The organism is Providencia sp. AGC89, assembly GCF_053543535.1.
In genome coordinates this window covers 23,529-41,118 of record NZ_JBIXLP010000093.1, presented here as the reverse complement: position 1 = coordinate 41,118, position 17,590 = coordinate 23,529, and the positions used below count along the sequence as shown (strand labels likewise).

The window sequence follows — 17,590 nt, the reverse complement described above, 5'->3', positions numbered from 1 at the left end:
AGCTTACTCCCTCATATGAAGTATCATGTCAAAAACTTGATCTGCATAAGTAAGAATTACGTCACCCATCCAGCGATAGCTGATTGCAAGTGTAATAGAAACAGCAATTAACTTGACAAGAAATTGAATTGTCTGTTCTTGTATTTGGGTTAATGCTTGTAACAAACTAATTAAAATTCCCACACATGATGCGACGACGACGACAGGTAAAGATAAAAGTAAAACAAGCCACATCATTTGTTTTGCTAATTGGATTACCATAGTTTCACTCATTATTTATGGCCTTAGTGTTACGAAAATGAAAGAATCAGTTGCCTAAGTAATTTTTCCCAGCCCCCCATCAATACAAAAATTAATAGTTTTAAGGGCATAGATATTGTCATCGGCGAAACCATCATCATTCCCATTGCGAGTAATACATTGGAAACAATTAAGTCGATTGCAATGAACGGTAGGAATAACAATAAACCTATTTTAAAGGCTTCAATAAGTTGGCTAACGGTAAAAGCGGGGAGTAGGATAAGTAAAGATTCATCTGGAATTTTATCATGATACTTTTCAGGCCAAATTTGATGACCGATATTGGCAAAAAAAAATTGTTGTTCAGGGTCTGTATTTTTTTTAAGAAACTCTCTATAAGGTAATAATATATTTCTTTCAACTTTCTGAATAAATAGCGGTGATTCTATTTCTATAGGCTCATTAATTAAATTACTTTGGATAGCAAGAATAATAGGGGCCATTGTAAATAAGGTTAAGACGAGTGCTAAGCCATAGATTGCGATATTTGGTGGTGTTTGCTGGATACCTAATGCATTACGCAGTAAAGAAAATACAATCGCTATTTTTAGGAATGACGAACCTAATACGAGAGCTAAAGGAAAAATAGATAGCATAAATAATATAAGAATCAATTGTAATGGCTGGTCTAATAAAGGCATCTAAAAATTCCAGAAATATCATGTGAATGATATTATGAGGTTGGATGCTGTTTTTGAGTATAAGGTAAAAGCCTGAGTTTATAAGGCTTTTAGTTCCCTCACCATTGTTCAATGTTTATTTTTTATGGATAAGTTGTTAATTTATATGGTTGGTTACGCTAAAGTGTAACTGTATATTAATATAAATATCGTATTTTTATTTATGCTAGAAATAATTCCATGTTTTATTTGTGATATTATCCTGATTAAAATGTTTATGAGGTGAATGTAATTATAGTTAACAGTTAAATATAGTAATTGTTTTGTGTGTTTCAATAAAGTAATTACAAAATTAATTTTATCATTTCTATATTGATAAGTTATATTAGTGATATTTCAAGTATATTCAAACATTACTTTTTTTGTTGCTTTTTTAAATTTAATCATAATTAAAATTCATGTTGTATACTTATTGATAATTTCATTTTTTTACAAGGAATGATATTTATCAAGAAAATTATCTGGCGGGTGACATATTATTTAATTTTGTTTTGTTACTATTTGTATTTGTGAATGATTTATTGTTTTGTATTATACCAAAAATGTATGGGAGAAAAATTAATTCTGACTGAATATCTCAGGGCTATAGATTATTAGATGATATTTTTATAATCTCTGTCTGTAAAATTATAGGTAAACCAATGAAAAAAGATCATATGGCTGAAATAAGCGAAAGTATTATTCATGAAATAAGAACCCCGATGAATGGTATTATTGGTGCTTTAGAGTTATTGCAACAGACATCACCAACACATCAGCAACAAAATTTATTAGCAATCATGCGTACATCTGCTGATTATATGCTAGATGTTATTAATAATTCATTCAATTTTAAAGAGATAAACTATAACTTAGGTTATGAATTGGTTGATTTATTTGAGCTTATTGATAAGGTCATGGTCATTGTTAGTTTTGAGGCAAAAAGAAAAGGATTAGCGTTATCAACGTATATTTATCCAGATACTCCTAAAAAGGTAAGGGTAAGCCAAATAAGTTTAATGCAAATACTTATTAATCTAATTGGAAATGCGATTAAATTTACAACTGAAGGTTCTATAAAGATTAAAGTAGGTATAGATAAATCTAATTTAGTTTTCGATATTATTGATACTGGAATAGGTATTGATATCAGCCAACAAAATAAAATATTTAAACCATTCTTTAAGGTGAATTTAAATGAAAATGGCAGTGGGTTAGGGTTAAGCATATCAGCAAATCTTATTAAGCTAATGAATGGTAAAATAAAAATACAAAGTCAGTTAGGGAAAGGAACTCATTTTAAATTATATATTCCAATGAAAAGCGATGAGTGTTTAAGGAAAGTGTTTAATTCATCAGCTATAAAATATATTGGCTTTGGTCAACAATTACGTTTATGGGAAATTAATCTGAACTTAGGAAAGAGCAAGTTATTAGACTATTCAGATTTTAATGTCCCATCTGGCTTTTTTTGTAATAATTCATCTGGATTTAATAGGAAACATAAAGGGAAGCAACATAACTTAGCGTCTTCTACTTTATGGTCATTAAAAATTTTGGTTGTTGATGATGTTTCCCTGAATCAAAATATAATAAAAATAATATTGGAAAATATGGGGCATCAAGTAGATTTAGCAAGTTCTGGTTCTATAGCTATTGATTTAGGCAAAAAAAACATTTATGACATGGTTCTAATGGATTTGAATATGCCAATGCAAAATGGGTTTGAAACGCTTTTACGTTGGAGAACATTAGAAAATGAAATATTAGACAATGACACTCCTATTATTGCCACAACAGCGGGGGATAGAGGTATACAGTATAATGATAATACAAATGTGAAGTTTAATGATTGTTTATTGAAGCCATTTAATATTGATAGATTGTCTGATCTTATTGAAAAAGTTATTATGATTCAGTTGGGAAGGGGGATTGAATTAGCTCAAAATAAAAGAAAAAATGATGCCATAATTAATATCAATGAATGTGATGATTTGAGGTCTAGGTTTAAATCAACACTTGAACAGTTTTCAACGCAAATTGAAATTGCATGGCATGAAAAACAGGGAAATAAAATTTTAGCTGTATTGCATTCAATAAAAGGGTGCGCAGCGTTGACAGGTATAAATGGTATTTATGATGCTTGCCAGTACTTAGAGAGCAAAGTTAAAATTGGTGAATGGTCTGAGAAAGATAAGCATATTTTATTAGAGCAAATATCTCTTTATTGCTAATTTTTATTTATTTAAATTAATATGTAAATGATAAATGATAAATGATAAATGATAAATGATTTATCGACTAATCATTTATCATTTTAAATGTATTTTTATATTTTAAATATAAAAAAACGGGCGAAGTTATAATGAAATTTCTATTTTGTTTTACTGTTTACATAAATTAATAATTTTACTCATGAAAGAGACGAAAGTATTTATTGCATCTGCTGCGGATTCTCCATTTTTTAAAGCAAAAGGTGAAAAAACAGCTCTCAATTCTATATAGTCATTAATATTTAATAAGGCAGGCTGCCCAAAGTAAAAATATTGGTTAGTATTATCCATTAATTTTGACAATATTATTTCACTATGTAAAGCAGTATTCAGCTCATCTTTGGGGCTTAATACTGACCATATCATGGGCATCTCATCTACCGTGAATATATTAATGTCAGGCATCTCATGTAAACTAATAGTGATTGCAGAGTGGTTATCAATTTTATTATTTTGAAGTATATCTTCACGCCCTATATGGCTAATTGCACTAGTAACTAATTCAGCTAAATCAATATACATTCAGTACCTCCGGATGATAACGTTTCCATATTATGACAATGATTTCTTCTACTTGGTAATGAGAGTTTAAGATATGGTATATTTTCTCTCTCAATATTGAATTGTTTGTTTCATTCAGTCTATTAGTCAGGTCTTCTTTAGAAGCATTGATTCTGAATAATAGGCCATCACGATAACCACCTGATTTATCTTGTTTTAATTTACGTTCTAAACTCGTTAACTGTGACATTTTTTTATATTTAAAGGTTAATTGGAATTGATAAAAAATTTTGTTTATATATTAACATTAGAGTATTCATACTGAGAGAATACACCTTATAGCCATTTGGTAAAATACTTCCTTTATATAGTCTCATATTGTTAGATAGTTGTAGGTAAATATATTCATCATTACCTCCAATACTTATAATTTTCCCAGGTAAAAATTCATCAATAATATTTTTGTTAGGAATGTTTTGATAGTTTATTTTCATTCTTGTTTTTTGTGACTTATTGAAATCACTAATGATAATATTTAATTTTTCTAAATCTTTATCTGGAACTTTTCCGCTAACTAATAATTTATTATTTTCAATTGAAATATTCAGTCCCTCTAAAAGTGATTCTGAATCAAGAAAATGGAGTGTTTTTTTAAATTCTTCTGAGCGGTCATTAATGACAACCCAACTTTTTAATAAACTAATTTGATTTATTTGAGTTTGTGTTTGCTGCCAATGATTATCAAATTGAATATCACCATAAATTTTCACGCTATCTAAGCTATTACCTTGAGTAATATCAATATCATGATAACCATTCATTTCTAGTGTTTGACGAACTAGGTTATGTAGTGTGCTAACATCGATGCTTTTATTATAAAAGGAGAAACCAAATTGGGCGAATTGCTCTTGTAGTTGATAAATCGTATTTTTTGAAACTGATACGCCGCTGAGATGAATTATGCCATTATTATCAAAGCTTGCTTGCAAACCTAGGTGATCTGGTTGTTTCATTTGTTGCTCTAACCAAATAACTTTATCAAATGGCTCCTCATTTTCTGGAGATATGTCAGTTGAGATCCCTATAGCAAGGAGTACTAAGAATAAAAAAATGATGGCTATTGTTAGTGTAACAACGTGAGTTTTATTTTTATTTCTTCTTAGCGGAATTGCTAATGTTGGTAATGGTTGTTCTATATCTCCAAATATAAAGACTAATCCAGCGAGGTCTATCACTCTTTTTTGAGGCAATAGCTCATTAGTTTCCCAAGGCAACCCATCTACCCAAAGGGGAACAGGCTGAGACAAGCGAATGCCTTGTTCATTCACGATCAATAGTGTTTCCGCATTTAACTCTAGTGGTAAGGCGATATCAGGTGTTTCTCCCCCTAAGCGAATTTCACCGAGTGGGAGTGCTAATTCTCGACCCGCTAATATTCCACTTAGCCATTTTAATTTATAAAGAGGTTTCATCATTGGTATAGGTTGGCTGGCTGTGCTTTAATAAGAAACAAGCGTATTGTGCTACGATTATTTTTTTGAGAAGAGTTAAATAAACCTCCAATAATAGGAATATCACTAAGCAATGGGATTCTGCGTTCACCCTCACTATGCTCATCTTGTACAAAACCACCTAATAATAAGCTTTGCCCAGCTTGCAAAAGAGTTTGGGTAGAAACTTCAGAACTTAGTGTTTGAGGTAGTGGTTCTAATTCACTAGTTGAATGGATTTGCCTACCATCTTGAATTGATAGGGTTAGCATGATTTCTTTTTTTCCCTGCTCTTCAATTAGCCGAGGTGTTACCCGTAATAATGAGCCTGTTGATATCGAGTCCAATTTTGCTGTATTGTCAGCTATGAGTTTTGTATGGAATGTGATACTCCTATCTAGAACAGCTTGGTTATTATCTAATGTTACAATTGAAGGGCGAGATAATATTTGTGCTTTAGCATTTTGCTGAAGTGCATTGAGTTTAATCATAAAATTACTAGTATTAGAAACGATAGAAGAGAAGCTGCTGGTATCAGGTATTCCGTTATTATTTAAGCTTATATTTCCACCGCCAATTTGGGCGGATGCTGACCAATCAATGCCCAATGTACTTAAGTCTTCGGCATTAACATCAACAATGAGCACTGATATTTCGATAATAACTGGTTTTTTATCTAATTGAGTTATGAGTGAGGCATAGCGTGGCATTGTTAGTTTTCTATCACGAATAATAATTGCATTTTGTCTTTGATCTACAGAAAACATAGGAAGATTGCTATCTGTTGGAGATGGTTGCCCTTGGTTTTGTAATAATGGTAATGTTCGGCCCTGAGCCATATCTTTTAGGACACTAATAATGCCGGGGACAATAATTTTTTGGCCTCGATATTCATAATTTCCATCCGCTGCATTAGCGTACTTGAGAGGAAATACACGGATCTCTTCTTGGTTTTGGTCTTGATTTAATTTTTGTGCATCAATACGGGTTGCCATTGTCTCAATGCGTTGAATACATATGGGAACACCTTGTATTTGTAGGGTATTAGATGCAGAAATAATACTAGCTTGGCAGTAAGGTTGACCTAATATATTACTGTTTTTTAATTGCTGAATAAAAGTATTTATATTTAAATAAGTTGGAGCTATAAGTTCGGAGCTTACTTCTTGAGCTTTGTAGAAATAAAGTGCTTGTCCATCATAGTACCAAGCGAGCTTATGCATACGAGAAATCTTATTTAATGCTAATTCAGGGAGCATTTTAGGGATGGTCCCGACAAAAATATCATCTATTTGATTACTCACAATTACAGGAATATTATAATTTGCTCCGAAATCACGTAGGACTTCTGAAAGCTTATTTCCTCTACTCGAAATAAAAAAAAGTGAGTCATTTTTCCATGGTATTGTCGATGCTAAAGCCCCATAGCAATGTAAGGCAGCTATTGTTATAAAAACAAATAATATTCTTATCATTATATTAGTTCTAATTATCGGTTAATATCGTGTTTGTATAGTGTTTAAATAGCCATTTAACTAGTTTAGTCTGTTGATATATTAGCTTTTTATACTGCTGATGATTTAGTTCTTTGCTGTAATGATGTAGTAAATATAAACGGTTAGATTCTAAAATAAGGCTATCATCAGTAAAACTGCACTTAGATGCCAGCCATAAACAAACATGCATTAGCCATTTTGTATTTATATTTTGTAAGCCAGTATCTATCGCTAAGCACATACCATAAGCATAGTTCCCCACCCACGCTGGGGTACCATTAATATCAAGGAGCACTCTATCGGTTAGTGAAGTTATCTGTTTTATGTTTTCTTGGGCTATGAATGGAGCTGGGAGTTTCATATAACCTCTACAATGATAAAAATAGAAGCGTATTTTGAAGCGTTTTAGAATTTAAGATATAAGGTAATACCCTGAATTATATTTATTTATATTTCAGCCAGTTTTATTTTTTAGTATAAAAATATAATATTAATTAACTTTCTGATTAGCAAAAAATATTTCACTATAAATTATTATCTTAAATATATAGGGTCTATAGATATTCCACTGGCTTTTCATGATAAGTTTTAGATTAAATATGTGATTGGAACGATATCATCAAAACATATCAATTTATTTGTGCTGTCTTTTTATGGCAACTTAATAAAACCTATATGAAAGTTAACGGATAAATGCTTTTATCTTTACCGTGTGATTGATAAAAATAGGGAGACAGTAGATGTCTATTATTCACCAATCTGTAATCGTCATGCTACCTATAAATTTCTCAAAGGATATTAAAAACGTATGTCTTGGGGCTGCAATCAAAAATCGTAAATACCGATAAGCACGCCGTTTTAATTAAAAGGACTAATTATGCCAATATCAGCGTTGCAGTACAGAGTTACAGCAGGAGCTTATCAGAATAAGCTGCACAATAGTTTTAGGATGAACCCTATAGAACAGACTCGGGGCATAAACTCTGACCATTCAGCCATTCCGGATGAAATACACCTTTTAGGACGAAGTATTAGCAGAGTTGTCAATTCTCATGAACAGTTGAGCAGATCATCGTACCAGACTACAAATCCGCGACAGGGTATAGCAGCCCCACTGCTAATGTTGCTAACCGAAGTTCAGTTAACCTATACCCCTGTTGTTGCAACTAGCCCAACAACGGTATCCGAGAGCGAAATGAAACCTTCAATGTCTGAAAATGTTGAGCAATCGGCTAACAGTAATCACTTCTGGGAGACCATCCAAGAGGCCAGTGTATTACCTGCAGCAGGATATCAAGATAAAGAAAAAAAGCTGCCTATAAAAAATCGGTCATCTAGATATGCGGTTTTTAAACAGAAAACGACGACCCCTCCACCTGAACCTGATGATGTTAAAACCGTAAAGTTGGATTCTTCGTGTTTTGAAAAAAGACAAAACTTATCCCGCCCAGATGTATTCAGACAGATTGGTGAAACTTTAAGGAACCCAGTAAGTGAACTTGCAAAGGAATCTCAGGTTATTCATTATTATAATAATAATTACGGATGCCCAACCCCAGAAGAAAGGGTAAATCTTTTATCGATAACCTCAAAGGTAGACAAAACGATATCGGCAATTACAGCATTGCTACCTGGTAGTCAGCCACTTGTGGTTACACAAAGATTGGGTGGGGCTCTATTCAGAATGATAGCGGATAGCATCGATAATAAACAACTGAATACGGATGATTTATTTGAAGTAAATGACCAACTTATTACTTTGGGTAAAAGCATCGTAGCTATCTCCCCAAAAGATTCAAAAGGACAAACAATTGAAGGTCAGTTAAGGGTGCCTGAGGGCTTATCTTTTAAAAATAACAAATTGTCAGTTAATATTAAAGGGACTGACAGAGAGTTTATTATTAAAAATGGTAGATATTTTACTAATATTGATGGTAAGCACCGAAGAATATCTTACTCTTTGAAAAATAAGCAATGGGTAAGAACTCCCAAGTACATTAAAACATCAGGTGAAAAAGTTTACTTCCCATTTAGGATAGGTAAACTATTAAATGGGAGCATAGACAAAAAAACACTGGTTTCAATAAGCCCAAATCAGCATGGTATCTATACCGTAACAAGTCAAACATCTGCAGGATCCTTTCATGCAATAAAAATTGGTTATGAGTTCTATCGTTACATCCCAGAAAATGGAAGGAGTGCGAGTTTAAGTGGTGTTATAAAAACTGACAGTGCTGACATAAAGGTGTCTCGGTTCGGTAAAAGATATTTCATTGTCAATGAAAAGAAGAAATTATCCGTAAACTACTCACCATGTCGACTGGGGCGATCACCGGGTTCTTCGTGCTTACATTTTTCTGACGGGCTGATAAGCAAGCTTAATGAGAACAGGAATAATGGGGTCCCCGAAAGACGAATCCGAGGGATTAAACCATCTGAAACTAATCCTGGATTATATGAGTCGGAAAAAGGGACACTTTATCTAAAATACGATAATGTTTATTTCAAGTTAATTAGCTCACAGGGTTGGATAGATGAGCCACAGTTTATGGTTACGGGTAAAAAAATATTTGGTAGTAAGAAAATAACCCCTGTTTGTTTTAGTAGGGAACGAGGATTTAATTATATAAATACGCCTCTAGAAAATATGATGGAAAGTGTTGGCATGCCAGAAAAAGTGGCAATGTCTCATATAAAAAACCAATCTAAGATACAACCAGTAGTCATTGGTACAGGAAGTTTAAGTGAGGTTTATGATATAGGGGATGGGTTTGTTAGCAAAATCTATAAGAGCAGAATTAATAAGACTCACAAAAGTAGGCTCTCTTCAGCAAAAAAAAATGCAGAAGGATTTAATCGGTATTATGGAAAAGGTTCAGGTACAGTAAGAGTTACTCCATACAAAGATGGTTCTGCAACGGTGTCAGTGAAATTGAAGAAAATAGATGGGTATGTATTAAGTAGTATTAAAGACTTATCTAACCCTGTGTTATTAGAAGAAATAGAGACGGCAATTAAAACGAGTAAACCATCTGAGAAACTATCTTCTTTATTGCAAAGTCATGGGATCTCACATAACGACATAAATAAGGGGAACATCATATATAATAATGGCGAGTTCTTTGTGATAGATTTTGACTCAGCCGATTTTTTACCAAAAGGTGAGATAGTTAGTGAGTCAAAAACTAATACTATGAGAAATAGTTTCGACCGTATCTTTAATGAAATCTTAAGAGAGATAGGAAACCGCAGAAAGGAGCACTAAAGGCAGGAACCTTGTGAGGGCCTGTGCCTGATAAATGGGCTATCCGTGCGGGTAATGAACCGGTATTGATATCCGATAAGGGGTTCGGATATAAATCAATATTTCTATAGTGGTTATAAATATATTTATAATATTAAATCAAGCACACTAACTATTCGTTTATGATATGAAAGATAATTTAATGATTGCTGCTAATGGCTGAGGTCTATTTTTAAAAGTGAGTTAGATGTAAAGCCAGTTATGGTAATGTGTGTATCTAATCTAGCTATTCGGTTGATTTTAGGGAAGATGGATAGCTTCTCCTAAATGTATGAATAATATTGATATTTAATATTTGTTACTTTTTATTTTTTGTTTAGAACTGTTAATCGTTTTATATTGTTTCACCTTAAATTTAGATGATGTTAGTCACATTTCTACACAGATACATACAAGGTTATAAATCAACGCAATGGTGATTTTATGTTAAAAAAAGCAAAGTTAATCAATATTCCAATTGAATATATAGAAAAATATCAATACTTTAAAAAAAACGGATATACTTCCTTATCTCTTAGTTCCTTTATTATTGAGGCAACTAGAAAAGCACTTGATGAAAACAAAGTAGAGGATCAAAATGAAATGTTAAAATCGCGCACTCGAATTACTCTAACTCGATAATACTATCTCAGTATTTTATAATGACACCGATAGCCCCGAAAGGGGCCATTTAATATAAAAAATATAAATTTAATATCTAAAAAACATATTTTAAACTAACTAAATATTATTGATAATAAGTTAATGTCTAGAAATCTCACTCTTATTTATAATTTAAATAGGGTGTAAATGGTTTTTTACTGTATGTGTAGATTACACATTTTTAATAGTTCAACCGCTGTGAGTTTAAAGCTGGTTAAGCACCCAAGTAATGAACGAAAGTTTGAATATAAAAAAATATCTAAACTTATAGAACTGTCTTTAGGTTATATATAATAAAGGAATAATATAGATAATGGTTTTTTACATGACTTCCTAACATGAAAGGTTAAAAAAGAGTTTCATGGGAAAATCTCAAGGATAGTTATGAATATGGTTCTTTGTTAAGTAAGGGCTTTATTGGCTGTCTTAGGCAGTGCTGATTGAGTATAGTGAGAATTAAAAACCCGAGTTCTATGGCGTAACCTAACCACCTTAAAGCGTTTAGAATTATTAGAGCTATCTAATTATAAATTTCAATTTCGAAAAATTTAAATTGGGGGTTAAGTGTACGGCGGTTCTGTCTTCCGAGATGATTGCTTATTTTAATTCGATCATGACCTCGGCCGCGCTTGGGACTTTTCGGTGATGGCTTTAATCAAGCAATGAGCAGATTGTTTTGGTTGATGGTGAGCAATATCACGCTCACCAATTCGGATGACCGTATTTTTATGTGTTCATATTAAGGTAAATTTTCAGCGCATGCTGCTGCTGAACTCCATGCCCACTGGAAATTATAGCCGCCTAACCAACCCGTCACATCCATGACTTCACCAATAAAATACAAGCCAGATACTTTAAGCGATTCCATCGTTTTAGATGAAATTTCATGTGTGTCCACTCCACCAAGTGTAACTTCAGCGGTACGATAGCCTTCAGTTCCATTAGGTTGTACCTGCCATTGATGTAAGGTGTTATGTAGTGCTTCAACCTGAGGGTGATTAAGTTGCTTTAGTGGACACTCAGGGATTTGCCCTAGCGCCTGTAATACCTCGATTAACCGTTTTGGTAATAATTTAGCCAGTGTATTTTTAAGTGATTGGTTAGGGTGTTTTTGTTTTTCCACCATAATAAAGTCAGTTAATGAAAGGTTAGGAAGTAAGTTAATACTTACATACTCGCCAGGAAGCCAGTAACTAGAAATTTGCAAAATTGCAGGCCCAGAGAGACCACGGTGGGTAAACAAGATATTTTCTTTAAATACGGTCCCATCCATTGCTGTAACCTCAGCAGGAACGGATATACCTGAAAGTACTTGTAATGCTTCTAACAGTGGCTTGTGTAAAGTAAAAGGCACTAATGCTGCACGTGTAGGAATAATGGTATGCCCAAACTGTTCTGCGAGACGATAACCAAAGGGTGTTGCACCGAGACCGGGCATAGATAACCCTCCGGTTGCAACAATGAGTGAGTGGGCACTCACATTTTCCCCGTTGATAGTAACTAAGAAACCATTATCTGTTTTTTCGACGGCGGTGACTTCACTGCGTAGCTTGATAGCCACATTTGGTAAATCACATTCAGTTTTTAGCATATCGACGATATCTTGTGCGCTATTATCACAAAAAAGCTGCCCTAATGTTTTTTCATGGTAAGCAATATTATATTTTGCGACCAAGGCAATAAAATCCCATTGTGTGTAGCGAGCAAGTGCTGACTTACAAAAGTGAGGGTTACTTGAAAGGTAATTGCTATGTTCTGTGTACATGTTTGTAAAATTGCACCTGCCACCCCCGGACATCAATATTTTTCTGCCGAGTTTTTTTCCGTTATCAAGCACCAGCGTATTTAAGCCTCGTTTGCCAGCGAGTGAGGCACAAAATAAACCTGCTGCACCTGCACCTAAAATAATAACGTCAATATTTTTCACAATAAGGTTCTCTATATATTTGATTTTAAGCATAATTACATTATGAACATAGATATTTTACGTCATCTTGTCATGATTGTAATGTAAAGCTTTGAGGTAGAACTGATGAAAAGTATGTAGGACGTATTATAATTAGAGAAATTCGGCAAAAAATAGCAAATGATGATTATTTTCTGGAAACATCGTTAAAAAGTTGCAAAAATTCAGAATAAATTTGTTTAAGCCAATCTATTGAAATATATGGGGTAATTACTATGAGGTACTTTTTTGATGGGTAGTTAAATCAAAAAAAGGTTAGATTTTGCTTCCACCGCCAGCGTTTGTCACTGATAATGCGCCGCGTTCATGTCCAACATATAATGGCTTAACGTCTATGCTACATCTTTTTACAGGTTTAGAATTTCATACAGGTCTATTATTAGTTCTAGCACTGTTATTTGTGCTGTTCTATGAGGCTATAAATGGCTTCCATGACACCGCTAACGCGGTAGCAACGGTTATTTATACCAGAGCAATGCGGGCTCAGTTCGCAGTTGTCATGGCAGGGGTTTTTAACTTTTTCGGTGTCTTGCTGGGAGGGTTGAGCGTTGCGTATGCAATTGTCCACCTCTTACCAACAGACCTCTTGCTTAATGTGAGCTCAGCTCACGGCCTTGCAATGGTTTTTTCATTGCTTCTGGCTGCAATCATTTGGAACCTTGGAACGTGGTACTTAGGTATCCCTGCTTCAAGTTCACATACGCTGATCGGGGCGATTATCGGGGTGGGTTTAACCAACGCGATTGTAACTGATTCATCTGTAGTTGATGCCTTGAACGTACCGAAAATGATCAGTATTTTCATGTCATTGATTTTATCTCCCGCAATTGGTTTTGTGATAGCTGGTTTGATGATTTTCTTTTTGCGCCGTTATTGGAGTGGCACAAAGAAACGTCGTCGAATTCACTTAACCCCAGCAGAACGTGAGAAAAAAGATGGGAAGCGTAAGCCACCATTTTGGACGCGTACTGCATTGATTTTATCTGCGGTTGGTGTCAGTTTCTCCCATGGTGCGAACGATGGCCAAAAAGGCATCGGTCTTATCATGCTGGTGCTAATTGGTGTTGCGCCAGCGGGCTTCGTGATGAATATGAATTCAAACGGCTATGATATCGCTAAAACGCATGATGCGGTTGTCCACCTGCAACAATACTATGAAACACATAAACCAGCGTTAAACCATGCGATAGAAAATGCCCCTGTGGTGGCTGAAAGCAGCGATGAGCCCGGTGGTGAATTCCACTGTGATAGTTCCCGTACTGGTGCGATTTTAAATCAAGCGCAAACCATGCTGGATGGAATTCAAAGCTATGAAGAGCTAACGCCTGATCAACGTAATCATGCACGTCGTTTATTGATATGTATCTCTGATACCGCAAATGCTGTTGCTAAGTTACCAGAAACGAGTTCGAAAGATGCGAGTTTACTGAAAAAATTGAGTAATGACTTGCTGTATACCGTTGAGTATGCGCCACTTTGGATCATCATTGCTGTTGCCTTAGCGTTATCGTTAGGTACCATGTTTGGCTGGCAGCGCGTTGCTGTTACCATTGGTGAGAAAATTGGTAAGAAAGGCATGACTTATGCGCAAGGTGTTTCCGCGCAAGTCACGGCGGCGGTTTCCATCGGTGTTGCAAGTTACACTGGGATGCCTGTTTCAACGACGCAAGTTTTATCTTCAGCAGTCGCTGGTACCATGGTTGTCGACGGTGGTGGTGTGCAAACTAAAACCATCAAGAGCATTGCTTTAGCGTGGCTACTGACTCTGCCTGTTTCAATTGTGTTATCTGGCGGTTTGTACTGGCTATCATTGCTGTTTATCTAACAGCGCTTAACTTGGCTTCATATCGTTTGTATGGGGCCTTTAAACGTTACATGAACATAGTAATATAAATATACGAAAGAGTGATGGCCGTAAGGCCATCACTCTTTTTTTATCGTTAGGTGGGTGAATATTATTAACCTGTCACTAATAAGTAGATTAGGCTTACAGCAACAAGAATGCTAAGTCTACTTATCATCATAAATTGCTTACGAATTCGCTCACAGCGTAAAATGACTTCTGGGTCGTAGTGGTCAATATATTGTTTATTATTGATGTACCTAACCAATCGCAGCTGTTTGTTCAGTTGACCATGGGTGGTAAAAAACCCATTACCATCAACGGATTGGTAGAGCAGAGGGTCTGAATCCCTTAAAATGGACAATAAAACACGAATTGAAGAAAAATACCGCATCATATTCAAGATACATAAAATACATAATGCCCAAAACAATGCAATCATACTGAACATAATCCCCTCCTTAGAACCTAGGGGCTATTGACCTTTTGATTGGTTCTCTCAGCAGCAAAGCTATCGCTTTACCGTAATGCTATTGATTTTCATGCCTTGTATTAATGAGAAGTGACCAGCAAAGTTCAACTGCGCCTAGCTCACTGCAATTGTCACAAAGGAAATACAGCAAAACGTTGCACTTAAACTAAGTTTTTTTATTGTAGGATATATTCTTGCTTAAAAAAAGTGCAGCGGGCACAAAATTATGATGACTATTTGTTTATATTGAGAAAATTGTCAGTAGTTTCTATGTATGTTCGTCTAAAATATAAAAGAGCATGGGTGAATGTTTTACGCAATTTTAGTGTATCCTTAGCTCAAATTGTTTAGGCAAATATATTAATATTGAATGAATGATGTTATTGTTTTATAAAATGTTATATGAACTGATGATTTAAAGGTTAATCTGCTTAGATGTGATCAAAGCAACACTTAATAATCACAATTTGCAGGTATAGTATTCATAAAGATGTGGTGAAGGCATAACCACTGGATAATCAGCATTTGGAAGGAGTTTACTTATGGCTTACAAACATATTCTTGTGGCGGTAGATTTATCACCTGAAAGTAAAGTATTACTGGATAAGGCTGTCTCTATGGCAAAACCTTACGGGGCCAAAGTATCCATGATCCATGTTGATGTGAACTATTCGGACCTCTACACTGGTCTTATTGATGTCAACCTTGGTGACATGCAACAGCGTATTACGGATGAAACTCGTAACGCTCTGAAGGACTTGTCTGCAGGTGCAGATTATGAAATCCAAGAAACTCTTAGCGGTAGTGGTGATTTAGGCCAAGTACTGGTTGATGCGATTAAAAAATATAATATGGATTTAGTCGTCTGTGGTCATCACCAAGATTTCTGGAGCAAGTTAATGTCATCTGCTCGTCAGCTAATCAATACAGTTCATGTGGATATGTTGATTGTGCCATTAAATGACGATGAAGAATAAGTCACATCGCTAAATTAGAGAAATTATTCACTAAAAACGCTTGCTTATGCAGGCGTTTTTTTTGTTACAAAATATGTACTTCGAGGTGGTTATTGGCAGGTCAAGCGATTTATTTTGCATTACAGTGAAAAAAAACCTTGAATTTAGAATACAAACTAATGATATATTCAATAGGCAAACACAAATCAACCTCACATTTCCTAAAAATAATGACAAGAAAGAGTGAGGCACATCACAACAACTACATGTTAAAAAGGAAGACATAGATGACACAATCACTATCTTCGTTCTTGGAGTCTGTCCAAAAAAGAGATCCTTCACAGCCTGAGTTTTTACAAGCTGTGCGGGAAGTATTCACTTCTCTTTGGCCTTTTTTAGAACAAAATGCAAAGTATCGTGACCAAGCATTACTTGAACGCTTCGTTGAACCTGAGCGCGTTATTCAGTTCCGCGTATGTTGGGTTGATGACCACGGCAAAGTGCAAGTGAACCGTGCTTGGCGTGTTCAATTCAGTTCAGCCATTGGGCCATTCAAAGGTGGAATGCGCTTTCACCCATCCGTTAACTTATCAATTCTGAAGTTCTTAGGCTTTGAGCAAACACTGAAGAATGCGTTAACAACATTACCGATGGGCGGAGGCAAAGGGGGGTCTGACTTCGATCCTAAAGGGAAAAGCCATGGTGAAGTGATGCGTTTTTGCCAAGCCTTGATGACTGAATTATATCGCCATATTGGCTCAAACACTGACGTACCTGCTGGGGACATTGGCGTGGGTGGACGTGAAGTCGGTTTCATGACCGGTATGATGAAAAAACTGTCTAACGACACCTCTTGTGTATTTACGGGTAAAGGTCTGTCTTTCGGTGGGAGTTTGATCCGCCCAGAAGCGACTGGCTATGGTTTAGTTTACTTTACTAATGCGATGTTAAAACGCCATGGCTTAGGTTTTGATGGTATGCGAGTTGCTGTTTCTGGTTCAGGTAACGTAGCACAGTATACGATTGATAAATGCATGGAACTGGGTGCTAAAGTTGTCACAGCTTCTGATTCAGGCGGTACTGTGGTGGATGAAGCTGGTTTCACAACAGAAAAACTGGCTCGTTTAGAAGAAATCAAAAATAACTATGGTCGCATTGAAGAGTATGCCAAAGAGTTTGGTTTAACTTACTTAGCGGGTCAGCAACCGTGGAATGTGCCAGTGGATATTGCGTTACCTTGTGCAACACAAAATGAGCTAGATATTGATGCTGCAAAAGTGTTGATTAAAAATGGGGTCAAAGCAGTCGCAGAAGGGGCGAATATGCCAACAACCATTCCGGCAACGGAGTTGTTCCTAGAAGCGGGTGTTTTGTTTGCGCCAGGTAAAGCCGCGAATGCGGGTGGGGTGGCAACGTCAGGTTTAGAAATGGCGCAAAATGCGGCTCGTCTCAGTTGGAAAGCTGAAAAAGTAGATGCTCGCTTACATCACATCATGCTGGATATTCACCAACACTGTGTTGAATTTGGGGGTGAGGAGAAACAAACAAACTATGTTCAAGGCGCTAACATCGCAGGCTTCGTGAAAGTCGCAGATGCAATGCTTGGGCAGGGTGTGTTGTAATTCTCTGACCTGTAAACGTACGCGAAAGGGCGGCTGTATTATATTGATAATTTCACCTGTACATAC

At 35.4% G+C, this 17,590-nt stretch carries 14 protein-coding genes; 6 read left to right on the top strand and 8 right to left on the bottom strand.

Features of this window, described 5'->3' with window-relative positions; genetic code table 11:
* Window positions 1-3: 3 nt before the first annotated feature.
* Both sctS and sctR read right to left on the bottom strand, forming a co-directional pair.
* The gene (sctS, locus tag ACIPUA_RS21895; RefSeq protein WP_042848600.1) at window positions 4-273 is read right to left on the bottom strand and encodes a type III secretion system export apparatus subunit SctS; all 270 of its coding nucleotides are present in this window, start codon (window positions 271-273) and stop codon (window positions 4-6) included.
* Window positions 274-290: 17 nt separating this feature from the next.
* A complete protein-coding gene (sctR, locus tag ACIPUA_RS21890; RefSeq protein ID WP_042848599.1) occupies window positions 291-941 on the bottom strand; it encodes a type III secretion system export apparatus subunit SctR in 651 nt (216 codons plus the stop codon).
* A 680-nt stretch (window positions 942-1,621) separates the two neighbouring features.
* Between sctR and ACIPUA_RS21885 the strand changes: the two genes are divergently transcribed.
* Window positions 1,622-3,193, top strand: coding sequence for an ATP-binding protein (locus tag ACIPUA_RS21885; RefSeq protein ID WP_449060142.1), 1,572 nt, complete (start codon window positions 1,622-1,624; stop codon window positions 3,191-3,193).
* A gap of 150 nt (window positions 3,194-3,343) precedes the next feature.
* On the opposite strand, the gene ACIPUA_RS21880 is transcribed toward ACIPUA_RS21885, so the two are convergent.
* From ACIPUA_RS21880 to ACIPUA_RS21865, 4 genes are all read right to left on the bottom strand, one after another.
* Window positions 3,344-3,754, bottom strand: a complete 411-nt coding sequence (locus ACIPUA_RS21880; protein ID WP_048605565.1) for an InvB/SpaK family type III secretion system chaperone — start codon at window positions 3,752-3,754, stop codon at window positions 3,344-3,346.
* Window positions 3,755-3,993: 239 nt separating this feature from the next.
* A complete protein-coding gene (gene sctD, locus ACIPUA_RS21875; protein WP_449060141.1) occupies window positions 3,994-5,208 on the bottom strand; it encodes a type III secretion system inner membrane ring subunit SctD in 1,215 nt (404 codons plus the stop codon).
* Entirely contained in the window at window positions 5,205-6,698 is a 1,494-nt protein-coding gene (locus tag ACIPUA_RS21870; RefSeq protein WP_449060140.1) for an EscC/YscC/HrcC family type III secretion system outer membrane ring protein, read from the bottom strand. Before ACIPUA_RS21870 ends, sctD begins: the two co-directional genes overlap by 4 nt.
* A gap of 10 nt (window positions 6,699-6,708) precedes the next feature.
* Window positions 6,709-7,080, bottom strand: coding sequence for a hypothetical protein (locus ACIPUA_RS21865; RefSeq protein ID WP_449060139.1), 372 nt, complete (start codon window positions 7,078-7,080; stop codon window positions 6,709-6,711).
* Window positions 7,081-7,596: 516 nt separating this feature from the next.
* Here ACIPUA_RS21865 and ACIPUA_RS21860 point away from each other — a divergent pair.
* Window positions 7,597-9,984: an OspG family effector kinase gene (locus ACIPUA_RS21860; RefSeq protein ID WP_449060138.1), complete on the top strand. Its 2,388-nt coding sequence runs from the start codon at window positions 7,597-7,599 to the stop codon at window positions 9,982-9,984.
* A 462-nt stretch (window positions 9,985-10,446) separates the two neighbouring features.
* The gene (locus tag ACIPUA_RS21855; protein ID WP_042848593.1) at window positions 10,447-10,644 is read left to right on the top strand and encodes a hypothetical protein; all 198 of its coding nucleotides are present in this window, start codon (window positions 10,447-10,449) and stop codon (window positions 10,642-10,644) included.
* 760 nt (window positions 10,645-11,404) lie between these two features.
* Here ACIPUA_RS21855 and ACIPUA_RS21850 read toward each other — a convergent pair.
* Window positions 11,405-12,592: an NAD(P)/FAD-dependent oxidoreductase gene (locus ACIPUA_RS21850; RefSeq protein WP_449060137.1), complete on the bottom strand. Its 1,188-nt coding sequence runs from the start codon at window positions 12,590-12,592 to the stop codon at window positions 11,405-11,407.
* 373 nt (window positions 12,593-12,965) lie between these two features.
* On the opposite strand from ACIPUA_RS21850, the gene pitA reads away from it, so the two are divergent.
* On the top strand, window positions 12,966-14,456 hold the full coding sequence (pitA, locus tag ACIPUA_RS21845) for an inorganic phosphate transporter PitA (RefSeq protein WP_449060149.1): 1,491 nt from the start codon (window positions 12,966-12,968) through the stop codon (window positions 14,454-14,456).
* A 133-nt stretch (window positions 14,457-14,589) separates the two neighbouring features.
* Here pitA and uspB read toward each other — a convergent pair whose 3' ends face one another.
* Window positions 14,590-14,925 carry a universal stress protein UspB gene (uspB, locus tag ACIPUA_RS21840; RefSeq protein ID WP_042848591.1) on the bottom strand — a complete coding sequence of 112 codons (336 nt, stop codon included), beginning with the start codon at window positions 14,923-14,925 and terminating at the stop codon, window positions 14,590-14,592.
* Between the two features lie 563 nt (window positions 14,926-15,488).
* Here uspB and uspA point away from each other — a divergent pair.
* Entirely contained in the window at window positions 15,489-15,923 is a 435-nt protein-coding gene (uspA, locus tag ACIPUA_RS21835; RefSeq protein ID WP_042848590.1) for a universal stress protein UspA, read from the top strand.
* Between the two features lie 266 nt (window positions 15,924-16,189).
* Entirely contained in the window at window positions 16,190-17,524 is a 1,335-nt protein-coding gene (gene gdhA, locus ACIPUA_RS21830) for an NADP-specific glutamate dehydrogenase (RefSeq protein WP_048605562.1), read from the top strand.
* Window positions 17,525-17,590 lie beyond the last annotated feature (66 nt).